Raw genomic sequence first — 14,435 nt, forward strand, 5'->3', positions numbered from 1 at the left:
TCATAAATACAATTTGGGGGACTTGTTTCTCCTCTACAAATCCCCCAAATCCCGTTTACTTTTTCAATTCCGCTTCCAACATCTGCTTCAACTCCGGCGATGACGGTCGGGGTGCATCCACCGACACGATATTGCCTTTCTTATCAAAAACCATAAACCGGGGAATACCCTTTATCTTATAGTCTTTCGCAATCTTGCTCCATCCGGAAGCGTGTACCTGAATACCCCCTAATTCTTCTTTCTTGATGAAATCCAACCATTTCTGCTTATCTTTCGCTTCATCTACAGACACCCCGAGAAACACGACATCCGTACCGTGCATTTCTTCTTCGAGCTTCTTCAAATGAGGAATCTCACCTCTACATGGTCCGCACCAGGTTGCCCACACGTCAACTAACACGACTTTCCCCTTAAAGTCCGACAAAGACACGTCTTTACCATTCACATCCGGATAAGTGAAATCTGCCGCCATTTTACCCGGAGCCGTATCATATAGTGCGGTCCCTATTGCCTCAACACGAGCTTTCTGCGAGGGAGTTACCAAATATTTCCCGTAACGATCCAACATACCCAGATACTGGTCATAAGATTTTATTCCAGGGAAAACATTACGTGTAACATATTCTCCTTTCAAGCGGTCATTCTTCAAATAACTTAAACAGGTACTATGATAATTTTCAGGCCCTGAATATTCTTTACCCGAAGACATATGTCCAAAAGTGGAATATATACCAAGCATACGTGCTCCCTGCGGGAATTGCAAAACTTCATCTGTCGTGAACTTACTATCGGAAATAATCGAGTTATAAAACTCCGGCCAATCTCCCCGTTCCGGGTGAGCAGTTCTAGGAGTCTGTAAGAAATAAGCGGCATAATAATCTACATCATAATCGATCTTTTTCTTCAACAAAGCATCAAATTCCGCATCACCACTTTTTATCTTTTTCTTGATCGAATCCAGTTTAGACACGAAAACGGTAAACTCCGGGAAAAAATCTTTATAGTTACTTATCGTCCGCATAAAATACACGGATTTTAATCGGACATCAGCCGCAAAATCTTCCCATTTATATAAAGCAACATTTTCTTTCGTATTTTTCCCGTTCAACTCGGCTTTATTCTCTAAAATATCAATATTAATTTTATCATTCCCTTTCACGTAAATCACGAAATCCATCTGATCATTACCCAAGGTATAAAAACCCGGTTTTGAAGGACAAAACAAAAATCCAAAAGAACCATCTTCCGCAACCGCCGTTGAAGCGTAAAGATGAGTAGAACCATCCTCCACGTTATAAAGATGTATCTCCTTCAAACGATCATCTTTCACAAAACCTTTTATTTCCGTGTACTTTTGGGCGTACACACTCACCCCCATACAGACTAACAACAATAACAAACTAAATTTTTTCATACTCCCGAAAATTAATTTTAAAACATACTAAGGATTAGAGGACAATGGCAAATACCATTATCCTCCTGTTTTCAAGCCAATTGAAAACTCTATTGATTTCTCTAATTACGAAGCATTACATACCCCGCCTTCCCGGTTCCCGAATAAACCACCACTGGTTCCGGTTCTATTTCCGGGGTCTGGCCAATCACGTTAAAGCGATACAACTTCCAGCCGCTATCACTATTCGTCAAAACAACCAAATGATTGAATTTCTCATCTTCCGGAGTATTGTATGAACTAGTCAAATTTACAATATAAACTATCTCCTCTCCAGGAAAACGTTTCAATTCACTTTCACGATTATCGATTTTGACATTCTTGTATACTTTTAGGACATCCCCATCAGATTCTTTCTTCGCGTAATAAATACAACTAGCATACAAAGAGGTCCCCATTACCTGCGCATCAGGCATTTCGCAATGTACCGGAATGGTATCGATATCCACAAAAGGATAGTCTGACATCGAGTAAGAAATATCAAACACGTAACATTCATCCCTATTCTTATTCCTCATCACGGCAAAAGCTGTAGAAGGGACACTTTCATATCGGGGAAGCATATGAATCATATCCACATCCATATTCGTGGGAGAAATACCTCCATTTGCATCTTCTGAAAATAAATTCATGGAACTACCACTGGATGATGTATTATAAAACGTACTCGTTGTTTTATCAAACAACATTACACCATAATAACTCATCACCATATCCGGATGTACCTCATACATTCCCGGTTTAGCAAATCCTAACATCCCGCTATTGGAACTCATTCCATAAATTGAATATACTTTCCCCGCATTGATAGCATAAAAATCCGTACTAATTATCCCACAATTTTGGGGTTGACACTTTTCCGGAACTTCATAGAAATAATCTTCATAATTATAGAACAGATCCATATTATCCGCATTGAAAATCTTTATATCCTGATCGCTGAAAACATGAAATGCCTTTTTATTTACTAGATTTGTCGTCGTTCCATCCGGATTTTGTACGCTAGGCGTATAACGAGATGATTGATATACCATTTTTATCGGCTTTCCTTTTAACCGCTGCTGGCCGAAAGAGGTTATCAAATTCTCTATCTTATCCCCATCCATCGCAATATAATCAATATCTGTCTCACCATTTTCTTCTTTCATCACGTACCACCCGGTACTAACATCCGATTGAACCGTCATCAAAACTTGTTTACGCACGTAAATATCTAATTTCGGATCACGCAATTCATACACTAAATTGTATGTTCCAGATTCATACGTAACATCAAATGACAATTCTTTCTTAAGAGAAAGCGTATCCCGCTGAGGTGCGAATCCTGCTGTCATAGAAGGAGCCGCATACCATAAATGTATATAACGGGACTCGTCATCCATATTCTCTAATACCGGAGTTATATTCAAGGTTGAACGAATAACCACGGTTGTATCCTCAAAACCGGATATTGTCACGGGAAGTAAAACATCTTTATCCATGTAATCATAATTTCCCCGATCATCAATACAGGACTGCGTTCCTTGGAACAACGCTAGCAATCCCAATCCTATCAATATATTTTTCAGTTTCATAAGCAATTTCATTTAAATCATTCGAAAGTTACGATTGTCCCATCGGCTTCCTTCAACGGACGATCAGGATTATTAGGATTAGCATTATATTCCAGCAACTTCTGTTGCACTTTTGAACCTAAATAATCACCGTAATCACTAGCCAAATATCCTCCATCAAAATCCGAGAATCCGGTATTATCAATAATAAACTTCATTTTCACGGATCCCCACGTCGGTCCGAAAGTATATTTCCAATAAGAATCCCAGGTCGTTGGTTTCACCGCCATTGCCGTTGTCTTTACCACAAAATTCGTCCAAGTTTCTATCCCAGGTCTGAAATATTCATTCTCTCCTATTTTCAATTCTATCCGAACTTCTTCCAACTCCAATGAGGGATCACGTAAAACGATCAAAGGAAAGCTTTTACGCACACTTCCTTTAGGAATCACTAAATGTGCAGTCATTTCCGGATCATCAAAAGCGACAAAATGTTTTCCCGCAATAGCCGCTCCCGGTTGTCCGGCATTTACCTGTTCCAAAACAAAAGGACGATCCGTATCTGTTGGATATCCCATGGTAAGAATCTCTACAAAAACCGTATCCCGCATTTGATCATCCGGTTGGATGAAAAAGGTATGGGCAATACTATCTCGCTGAGTATAATATGAATTTTCAAAAAACAATGCCGGATCATTTTCATATTCTAATGCCGTATTCTCCTTGCAACTGATTGTACCTACAACCAGTAAAAATATCAATATATTTGCAATTACTATTTTCATAATCTCTCGTTTTTACTAATCAAACACACTTTGACTCTTGGGAATTGGAAGCAAATAAGCTCCTTCTGGAATGGTTTTACTCTTAGGCCAAGTAAATTTGGTAAAATTATGTTTCTTATAAAAAGACCACATTTGACCTTCCCCAAAAAACTCTTTCCGATATTCTTTCTCCATTCGATTTAATACATCTTGCTCAGTAACAAGTGAATTATCAATAGAAATATCCAAATTCCGGGCAATTCGATATGTTTTAAAATATCCGCTAGCCTCAGACAAAGGAGAATCTTCCACCAAAATCAAATACATCTCAACCAAACGCAGTAATGGCACTATATTTAAAGCCTCATAGGTATCACTTCCGGTATATTTCCTAAAATGATTTACTTTAGTCGAATTCTGATAAGTCTTCTCCTCCCAATAACGATTGGCTTTATTTCTTATATCATCCGGATGTATTGTACTTTCATACGCTGTATTTATATAAGCAACTGTTTGTTTTAATTCCGCACGCTCATCTTTAAATAAAGGCTGCACGATAGCTTGATGTTGTGAATTATGAACACCAAAAAGATGCTCAGATTTCATCACTAAATTTCCCCTTGAACCATACGTTGATTCCGTTGCCAATGTAAATTTTGATGTACCATCTTCATTTTTAGCATCAATCACCTCTTTCGCAAATTTTATTGCATTCTCTTTATCACCAATCCAATGATAATAACGAGCTTTAGCTCCTTTTACCGCATAGTAATTAAAACGAACTTGTCTATAAAATTGCCATTCATCCAAAGGTTTCCCTTCCCAATCATACACCGGCTGGTTCAACTGCGTATTCGAACCCATCAATATCGGATCCTTGCTTAAAAGTTCTTCTGCCGCATTCAAATCCCGGATAATCTTCTCACATACCTCCTTATAGGTAATTGTGTGTAATTCACCAGGATCCTTTGTCATCTCTTCCTGATAAGGGATCGCCGGAGAACCGGCTGTAGCTTCTCCAGGTATAGGACCGAACAGACGTAAAAGCTCCAAATGAAGAAATCCCCGTAATCCCAAAGCTTCACCTTTTATCAAAGCTTCATTTCCATTGGTAAAAGTCACTCCCGTGGTCTCCAGATTACCCAACACGTTATTTAGATGAACAATACATTGATAATATTTTTTCCAAAGGCTCTCGATTGCCGCTTCGGACTCCTCATGAGTATAATCAAAAGCACATATATTATAAATCAACGATGTCTTGTCCGTCGAAATCGTCCAATGCTGCGCCAACAACTCAGGAATAAGCATCGAAGCATCTCGACCATAAAGTCCTTGGGCAGCCATTTGAATATACGCACCCGTCAAAGCACTCTTAAATCCCTCTTCGTTAGCATACATATCATCCTCTTTCATCTCGTTTCGAGGACGCACGTCTAACCAATCATTACATCCAGCCCCAATTGTTAACAACAACAATAAGATACAGGCATATCTCTTTTTTATCATATTTCTCATAATCATATTCTTTTAAAATCTTACGGACAAAGACAATGAAAATTTACGAGAGAAAGGATAAGACAAACCTCTCTCCTGCTTTATGGACGAAATCCGGAACACGTCCTCCATATAACCTGTTATAGTCAAATAAGAAATCCCTACTTGATCCAACCATTTGGCCTCCCAATCATATCCTAATGAAATAGAACGACATTCCAACGTGTTCTCGTCCATAACAAAACGACTCGTTGCATTGGTCTTCGTGAAATCCCGCACCCCTTTAAAGAATGCATTGTCTCCCGGATTTTTCCAACGATCATACAATACTCGTTTATCTGCATTATCAAAAGGTTTAATATTTTCCACTTTACTAACCATCGTATAGTTATACATTTGTCCACCATAACGATAACCGAATATCGCATTCAAGGTTATCCCTTTATACCGGAACATCGTGTTCAAATTTCCCCAAATCTTTGGTTCATCAACACCACAAGGAACTTTATCTTTCGGATCCCAAGTATATGTTTCCGTTCCATCTTTTTTGATATATATCTCCTTTCCGTTACTCGGATCTATTCCTTTAGATTTCACGGCAAAAATCGTATTCATCGATTGACCTTCCTCGTACATAAAACTCGGATTACCTCCATCTTCCGAACTCATTTGGTCATTCAGGAATTCCAATGAATTCGAAATCTTTTTAATCTCATTCTTGTTATGAGCCAATGTTCCACCAATCAACCACATCATATCTCGTTTCGTATCCCGGAGCACATAAACATTCAAACCTAATTCCACACCCGTATTTGCGACCTGTCCCACGTTAGCTTTATAGCTATCAAAACCACTAGACGACGGTAATGTAATATCAGATAACAAATCATCTGTCACCTTGTTATAATAATCCGCATTGATGCGAATTCGTCCATTAAAAAATTCCAGTTCAGTTCCAATATTCAACTGTTTAGTTTTCTGCCAACCCAAATCATTATTCCCCATCGCTCTCAAATAAACTCCGTACCAACCTTGATAGCTTGAACCTCCATAATCTTTAAAAGTCGTCATTGCCTGATAAGAATCAAAAGCTTGGGAACCGGAAGTTCCATAAGAAAGTTTTAATCGGGCTACATTTAATAATTGGCTACCAGCCATAAACGCCTCCTGGTGTAAGTTCCACCCGATTCCAACAGACCAAAATGGAGCATAACGATTATCACTTCCAAATTTGGACGAACCTTCTATTTTGAATGAGGCATCTATAAAATACCGACGGTCATAAGTATAGTTCGCGTTAGCAATTCCCCCCATTCGTCTGGAAAAACCTTCTTTACTTTTTGGATGGCCATCTTTCTCGTATTTACTTGCCATCCCCAAGAAATCCATATTAATATTAGAAATGCCCTCTGCCAGTATTGTGAAAAACTCGTTCTTTTCCTGAGCAAAATTATATCCCAACCCTACATATAACTGATGCTTATCCGCAAAATTTTTAGAATAATTCAACGTAAAATCTGCCTCATAATTAAAAGTTTCACCAGTCCCATAGGAATAAGTCCCCTTACGATCATAATCATCTTCCGAATACTTATCAAAATCAGTGTGCTTTGCTGACTTATATACATCCTCACGATCATTTTTAGAAGTAATACCTAAACGTCCACGGACAAACAATTCCGGCAAAATATGCCACTCGACAGCAAAATTATTTTGAATCTGTGTATACCTGCTTTCATTTTTACTGGGCAATTGGGCATTATATAGTGGATTATATACGAAATTTGTAGTTAAAATACTCAAATAATAATAATCCTCCAAGACTTTAACAATATTACCCTCTTCATCATAAGGTGTCCAATAAGAATTAATCTTTGCAAAATCATTAAACGTCCCGTAAGGAGAATTATACGAACGATTAGAAGATACCTGCAAATCATTCTGGAATGTCAAATTCTTATATTTATACGAAAGAAATACATTCCCGTTAAATGTTCTCCGGTTAGATCCTTTCATTGCCCCGGCAATATCATTATAAGACAAACCAACCGAATAACGATAAATTTCATCACCACCTTCAAAACGTAAACTATGTTTATGTCCGACACCTGTTCTCACAGGATATTTCAACCAGTAAGTATTTACTCCCCGCTCCGCATCTATTTTACGCCGGTTATACAAATCCATCATCTCCTGTGTTTGATTGGCATTCGTATTTTCATACAATCCTGCAGCCCATTCGTATTCAAGCTTTTCCCGTGCATTCAGCAAGTCATAAGATGTTAAATCAGGAGCCTCAATATTTAAACTACCTTTATAAGTCACCCGGATACGTCCCGCCTCTGGCTTTTTAGTAACGATAACCACAACACCATTTGCTCCGCGAGTCCCATACATCGCCGTGGCACTGGCATCTTTCAAAAGAGTGATACTCTCCACCTGATTCTCATCCAAGTCCATCATTCGTTCCAACGTGATCTCGAAACCATCCATGATAAACAAGGGCTGGTTGGCCTTTTGCGTACTTCTGGAATCTTCCTGCAAATCTTTTACACCAACCCCCAGACTGGAAGAACCCCGAATCGTGATATCGGGTAATTTATTCGGGTCCGAGCCAATATCAATGTTATCCGCTATATTAAAACTCGGGTCAATATTCCGGATAGAAGACACTAGATTCCGATTCCCAACCCGTTGAAGATCTTTCGCTGTAATCGTGGTCACCGCTCCCGTGTAACTCTCTTTCGCTTTCGTGAAAATACCGGTAACAACCACCTCATCCACTTCGGTCACATCCTCTTTCAGAACGATCGTAATCGGTTTATCATTTTTCACCTGAAATTCTTGAGTCTTGTAACCCACGAAGGAAAAAATTAAAACCACCGTATCCTGTCTCGGAAAATCGAACTTAAATTTTCCATCAATATCCGTTACGAATCCCAGTTGTGTGTTCTTAATCCGAATCGTTACCCCAGGTAAAGCCTCCCCCTTCACGTCCTTCACGATACCGGTAACTGACATCTTTTGAGGTGCTTTCTGTTTTGTCGTATCTACAGCTATACCCCGTTGGATCACGATCGTGTGATTGTTCATCAACCGATAACTCAAATTTGTTCCCTGTAAACATTTATCCAACACGACCTTAATATCCGTATCCCGGAAATTCAGATTTAAACCACCAACTTCGGCAATATGCCGATCTTCATAAAGAAAAGTGTATTCCGTATTTTTTTCCAACAAACGGATCACACTCTCAAACGAAGCGTCTTTCACTTGCAATGTCACTTTAACCTCCTGACTATACACAGCAGCCGTCAACTGCATAGCAGACATGCATAAGAATAGGACGATAAACCTCATAATCAACCATGTTTTTAATAACCTTCTTTTAGGAAGAAGATGTACAATTCGCTTTTTTTTCATACATTTGTATTTTAAGTAAAACAATGCCAGTCACACTGGTACTAAAGGTGGAATAGTGCAAGTATTCCATCTTTTTCTTTTTATCTTTTGGTTACATAGATTTCATTATTCTTTATTCTAAACTTCACGCTCCCGGTAGCCTCCAGCATTTCTGCCAGCTTACTAAAATCATCATATCGCTCCACGTTACCGGAAAAACTAACCTTTTTACACCACTCGTCTTCAAAGGTTACTTTCAAGTCATACCACCTTTCGACAATCTCCATTATATTCTCCAAACATTGTTTCCGGAACACGAAATTGCCATCTTTCCAAGCCGTGTAAAGAGTAACATCCACTTGTTCTTTTCTTAACGCCCCTTGTAAGTCAATAATCCCCTGTTCATTCGGTAATAATTCCATGCACTTATGATCGTGGGTTGTCAGTAACACCTTTCCTGTTACCAGTGTAGTAAATTGACATTTTTCATCCTCATAAGAACGAACATTAAATTCGGTTCCCAACACCCTAACTTCATTCCCGTTCATTACCACGATAAAAGGCTTTGTCGTATCTCGCTGTACCTCGAAATAAGCCTCTCCAGACAAATACACTCGTCTTTCTTTTCCGACAAAACGTACCGGATACTTTAACTCAGTCTCCGAATTCATATAAACCAATGTCCCATCTTGTAATCTCACCTTAAATTCACCTCCACGAGGCACACGCATAATATTATAAGCCAAATCACCTTCTTCTTTATTCCCCAAATAAGATACCCCATTCCCATCCTTCACGATATTCACACCCTCTTCGCTTACTAACGAGTCTATCGTTTCCGTACCCAAAACTACTTTATGCCCATCTGCCAGTACCAATTCCGCTTTCGTTACCCCCGGACTAATTTTTACCATCTCTGCAACCGGATGAATTTCTTCTTTACCCCTGATCAGATAAAAACCAACTCCGACCATGAATAAAGGCAACACAATAGTAGCCACATACTTCATACACCGCCTCAGAATAGGATGCCTATACTTTTTCGTGTTCCTATCTACCCGTTCCCAAGCCGCACGTTTATTTAATTTTCGAATGATCCTCTGCCGTTCCTCCCGATTCACCCGCCCCTGCACACGATGATATATTTCTCTATTTTCAGAACTTTCCTCTAACCATTTATTCAACATAATCTTCTCTTCCCGAGAAATACATCCCTGTAAATCTTTCACTATCAACCGAGAAACCTCTATGCCTTTTTCTAAATTTTCCATCTTCCAAATTTTTGATACGATCAAAAAAGGATCGTTTAATGACATTGAAAAATGGGAATGAAGAATAAATACTAATAAACTGATAATTAGAATAAACGATTTTTCACACACAAAAAAAAGAGTCAAAAAGACTCCTAATTATAAACGCATTAAACGATCGTTTATTCTAATACAATTCACAACAAGAATAGGGTGAAACTGAATTCAAATTTTATTGATTATTTTATAACACATCCAAGAGCATTTACTACAAAATCACCTTCTAAAAGCCAAGTTCCAAACAAATTTAAACAATTCTTTTTACTATCACCACAATTTGAATAACCAATATCCAGTATTTTTTATCCATTCTCAACAAGATTCAAACAAATTCAAAACCATTGGGTGACAAATGATGCTAAAGAATAAAATCCCAACGAGAACCTAAAGTAAACCGTAGGAAATCCTAGAGTAATAATACCCCTTATTCGAAGAACATTCGAAGCACCCCCAGAGCTTCACCATTTCCCAATGTCCGAGCAACGTCAAATCTTCGAATAAGCTCTGGAAGAGTGAGATTATTAGGGTAGCATTATCTCTTTATTAAGGTTGAATTAGAGTATAACGTGTTGAGTCTATTTTCATTTTTCACCCAAAATCCGCTCTGAATTGTATTAGTAGTAAATGCAGTTGCATTTTATTGAATTATTATTCCACTAAAATCAAAGAATCATGAAAAAAAGATTTTTTATCCAGACAGGTTTAACAACCATGTTGTTTTTCCTTTTTTTGAATCTATTCGGGAATCCTTTGTTTCCCAATCTTTCACGAAATCCCAATGTTGGAGATCTTGCCCACAATTGGGTCACTTTACCTAATGGAGTCATTCCAGACTGGGGGACATATACACGATTTGAACAAACAGGAAATTTGTCATTTGAATGGGTCATTTATCATTGTCCCAATGATTACGTTTTCAACTGCAACACAGCATCTTGTGTTCCTCCAGCTAGTGCTTGTAAATGTTATGGTTATATACATTGACAGCCGTTTTATTATTTTCAGTGCAATTGTTTTTATTGCACTGAAAATACTCCAACGATTAAATTCATCTTGTCCTAACAAATTCCTTTACCCATGAACTCACATCAACTTTGGCTAATCACCCGGTACTCTTTCACGGAAATATGGAGAAATCGGACATTCGAGATAGCGTTTCTGATCCTCATTCCCTTGATCATCGCATATCAACTATCCTTTCAAAGCAACATATTCAATATCCCTGTTGAATACACCCTTGTTTTGTCGTCCTTTATCCCGACTCAAAATGCCTACCTGTTCAACCTCCTTCAAGTATTTCCCCTAGCCACCATGGGATTCTGGGTTCATAAACAGAAAAAAAACAACACGCTGGAAGCTCTATTCGTCCACCCTCAAGGGAACGGAACATATTCCGCTGGATCCACCATCGGAATCATCGGGGCATTTATGCTTATGGGTATCCTCTCTCTCGCCATTGCCGGGTTAATCAACTTTTTCGCCTCCCCCACGGGATTCCGTCCACTAATCTACTTATTCTATTTGATAACACTATTCCTACCCACCATCATCTTTATCGTGGGCATGACCTCTTTCCTTTCTGCTCGCTGTTTTAAAAACAGTGCTGTCACAACTCTTTTTATGCTCGTCTACTTGGGTGTGGATATCCTCTACCTGTCAAAACTCTATCACGGGATTCTCGATCCGTTAGGGATTCTACTTCCCTATACTTTTTCCGATTTCACGGGAATGGCAGACCTAGCGGGATTTCTTCTCCACCGGATGACTTTTTTCCTCGTTGGTATAGGACTTGCCACTCTAGCCGCAAGCGGTTTCCCACGCATCCCCAACAAGGTTAACGGGCGACAACTGGCTGGGATCACGGGATTCCTTGTTCTACTGGCAGGAATTCTATCAGGATATACCGGGTATAATCGTCACAAACAAATGGAATATCGTCAGACCCTCTATAAATCCGTATACAACAAATATGCACAAAATAACAAGATAAACGTCACAACTCACGAAATTCGGTTTGCTTATCGAGAAAAACAAGCACAAATGGAAAGCCGGATCACGCTCAAGAACTCCACCACCGACCCTTGCTCAGAGATTATTCTATATCTCAACCCTTCGCTGGAAGTAACAAGTATTCAAGAACACGACAAACCCATCTCTTTTACCAGGGATGCCCAAGTCATTATTATCCCGTACCCCATTTTCCCTGGAAAGGACATCACTTTAGACATCTATTACCGGGGAACAATCGACGAAAGTATTTGCTACCTCAATATCCCCGAAAAACAAAAAGAATTTGACATCGACAACCGGCACTACCTCTCGTGTAGATTCGGACACCGATATGCTTTCCTTGAAAAAAACTATACGCTACTCACGCCGGAATGCTTGTGGTACCCGGTCTCTTCACCCCCGATGAATCCCTCCTGCCCTTATAATACCCCATATGATTTTACCCGCTACATGCTAACTGTAGATCATCCCACCCGACTTACCGCCATTTCACAAGGCTCCAGCCAAAAAACGGAATCGGGAACCCGCTTCGAAAACGAACATCCCCAAAGAAACATCTCCCTGTGTATCGGGAAATACGGGAAACGGGAAATAAACGTGGACGGCATCACTTACGAGCTATACATGGCCCCGGATAATTTCGAAACACTTACACCTGTTGAACAGAAATTAGATTCCTTACCCGCAGAAATCAGAGATATGAAAGAAATCATTGAATATGAAAGGAAGTCTTCCTATCCTTTTAGTCGTCTCCGCTTGGTAGAGACTCCCGTTACTTTCACGTCCCACTACCACCCGGCTACAGGAGGAAGCGAAATGGTTCAACCCGAAGTTCTTCTGTTACCGGAAAAAGGTATCGGTATATTAAACGGGAGGATTAGGCCTTTCACGAGGTCCCAGTTACGTTTCGATACTTTCAAAAGATCCCCTTTTAAATCTATCATCCATTGGAGATTAAACAATGAGCACGTCATAACAAGCCGGGAGGCAGGTACTCTTTCCCATTTAAAATTAAGTGTCTCATGGCATTACGATCAAACTTACAATATATTCGACTTCAATCCACTCTTCTTTAATCATATTAATCACATCCATTCCTCTAAATACCCAACAATAAATGGAATCTTAAACCAACTCGTAAAAAGACCGTGGGAAAACCGAGATCCCATGAATCAAGCTTCGGAATCTCACCAAGAGGCACTAAATTACTTAAACGGGAAAAGTTACCGGGAAGCTCTTGCCGACAACACGCTTTCCTTTAATGTTATAAACCAAATTAACGAGCTAAAAGCCAACGACCTGCTCATGCAAATCATCCTCCGGGGTGTTCCTGTCTCGGATTTTCATCAATTCGTGCAGGATTTCATGAAACAAAAACAATTTCAACAAACAAACTTTCAAACTTTTGACAACGCTTTCCTTGAAAAATTCGGGTGGCAGTTATCTGAAATTTTCCCGATGTATTTCGACCAAAGAGAACTTCCCGCTTTTAGAGTCAAAAATTTTCGAAAAAAAGGAATTTTATCTTCATCTGGAGAAGATACAGGTCTCTGGACTCCTCACTCGAAATTCAATATCGAATTCGATGTTCTGAACGAGAGTGACGTGAACGGGGTCATCTCACTATATTTGCATTGTATAATATTTCCCAAAAAAGGAGAGGATCCTACCGTTGACAGAGTCATTTACACCCCGAGATCGTTCGCCGTGAAAGCACGAGAAGCTAAAAAAATAATATTTATATACGAAGGTATTCCCAACTCACAAAGTATTCATACCGGCCTCTCGAAAAATCGTCCCAACATGTTTGAAATTTATGATGAAATTTTTCGCCGTGAAAAGAAGCCTGAATATACTACGGATTCAATAGCTCGGGAAGAGCCTCTTCCCCTTGATATATTCTTCCCTCCTACCAATGAAATCATCGTTGACAACGAGGATTCCGGCTTTCACATTATTGATCCTCCTGCCTCTTGGTTAAGTCGTATCCTCGGTATTGAAAACAAACACCATCATGGTAGCTTCTTCGATGCTGTATCTCATTGGGAGTCTCAAATATCCACCGATTATTTCGGAGGGTATAGTTTGAGTTGTATCGGGAAAGCAACAGGCAAGGGAAAAGCCTCCTTAACATGGACTACCCCTATCGATAAAAAAGGGAAATACAAGATTTACGCTTACATCCCGAACAACTCTTACCGGGAAGAAGTCAGGAGGACAAGGTGGAGCAATGACCCGATTCGAGACATTTTATATTACTACACCATATCTTACAAAGGAGGTAAAAAAGATATTAAAACATACGCACCGGAAGAATCCAAATGGGTATTCCTTGGAGAATTTAAACTCCCCGAAGGAGAATGCTCGGTCACCCTGTATGACATCGGGTTACCCGGTCAATGTGTCGTGGGAGATGCTATAAAATGGGTTTACCAAAAACCGTAAA

7 protein-coding genes are annotated in these 14,435 nt (G+C 39.4%); 1 reads left to right on the forward strand and 6 read right to left on the reverse strand.

Going from position 1 to position 14,435, the window contains the following annotated elements; translation table 11 throughout:
* Positions 1 to 55 precede the first annotated feature (55 nt).
* The 6 genes from DWW52_RS13670 to DWW52_RS13695 all read right to left on the reverse strand — a co-directional run bounded on the left by DWW52_RS13670 (position 56) and on the right by DWW52_RS13695 (position 9,940).
* On the reverse strand, positions 56 to 1,414 hold the full coding sequence (locus tag DWW52_RS13670; protein WP_118716065.1) for a TlpA disulfide reductase family protein: 1,359 nt from the start codon (positions 1,412 to 1,414) through the stop codon (positions 56 to 58).
* Between the two features lie 101 nt (positions 1,415 to 1,515).
* Positions 1,516 to 3,027 carry a PKD-like family lipoprotein gene (locus DWW52_RS13675; protein WP_158582599.1) on the reverse strand — a complete coding sequence of 504 codons (1,512 nt, stop codon included), beginning with the start codon at positions 3,025 to 3,027 and terminating at the stop codon, positions 1,516 to 1,518.
* 17 nt (positions 3,028 to 3,044) lie between these two features.
* Positions 3,045 to 3,791, reverse strand: a complete 747-nt coding sequence (locus DWW52_RS13680) for a DUF4843 domain-containing protein (RefSeq protein WP_118716067.1) — start codon at positions 3,789 to 3,791, stop codon at positions 3,045 to 3,047.
* Positions 3,792 to 3,806: 15 nt separating this feature from the next.
* Positions 3,807 to 5,288: a RagB/SusD family nutrient uptake outer membrane protein gene (locus DWW52_RS13685; RefSeq protein WP_158582600.1), complete on the reverse strand. Its 1,482-nt coding sequence runs from the start codon at positions 5,286 to 5,288 to the stop codon at positions 3,807 to 3,809.
* Between the two features lie 12 nt (positions 5,289 to 5,300).
* A complete protein-coding gene (locus DWW52_RS13690; protein WP_118716069.1) occupies positions 5,301 to 8,690 on the reverse strand; it encodes a SusC/RagA family TonB-linked outer membrane protein in 3,390 nt (1,129 codons plus the stop codon).
* An 80-nt stretch (positions 8,691 to 8,770) separates the two neighbouring features.
* Complete coding sequence (locus DWW52_RS13695) at positions 8,771 to 9,940, reverse strand: FecR family protein (RefSeq protein ID WP_158582601.1); 1,170 nt, start codon at positions 9,938 to 9,940, stop codon at positions 8,771 to 8,773.
* Positions 9,941 to 11,056: 1,116 nt separating this feature from the next.
* Between DWW52_RS13695 and DWW52_RS13705 the strand changes: the two genes are divergently transcribed.
* Entirely contained in the window at positions 11,057 to 14,434 is a 3,378-nt protein-coding gene (locus tag DWW52_RS13705; RefSeq protein WP_118716072.1) for a hypothetical protein, read from the forward strand.
* The last annotated feature ends 1 nt before the right edge of the window (position 14,435 follow it).

Source organism: Odoribacter sp. AF15-53 (assembly GCF_003479425.1).
Classification (GTDB): domain Bacteria; phylum Bacteroidota; class Bacteroidia; order Bacteroidales; family Marinifilaceae; genus Butyricimonas.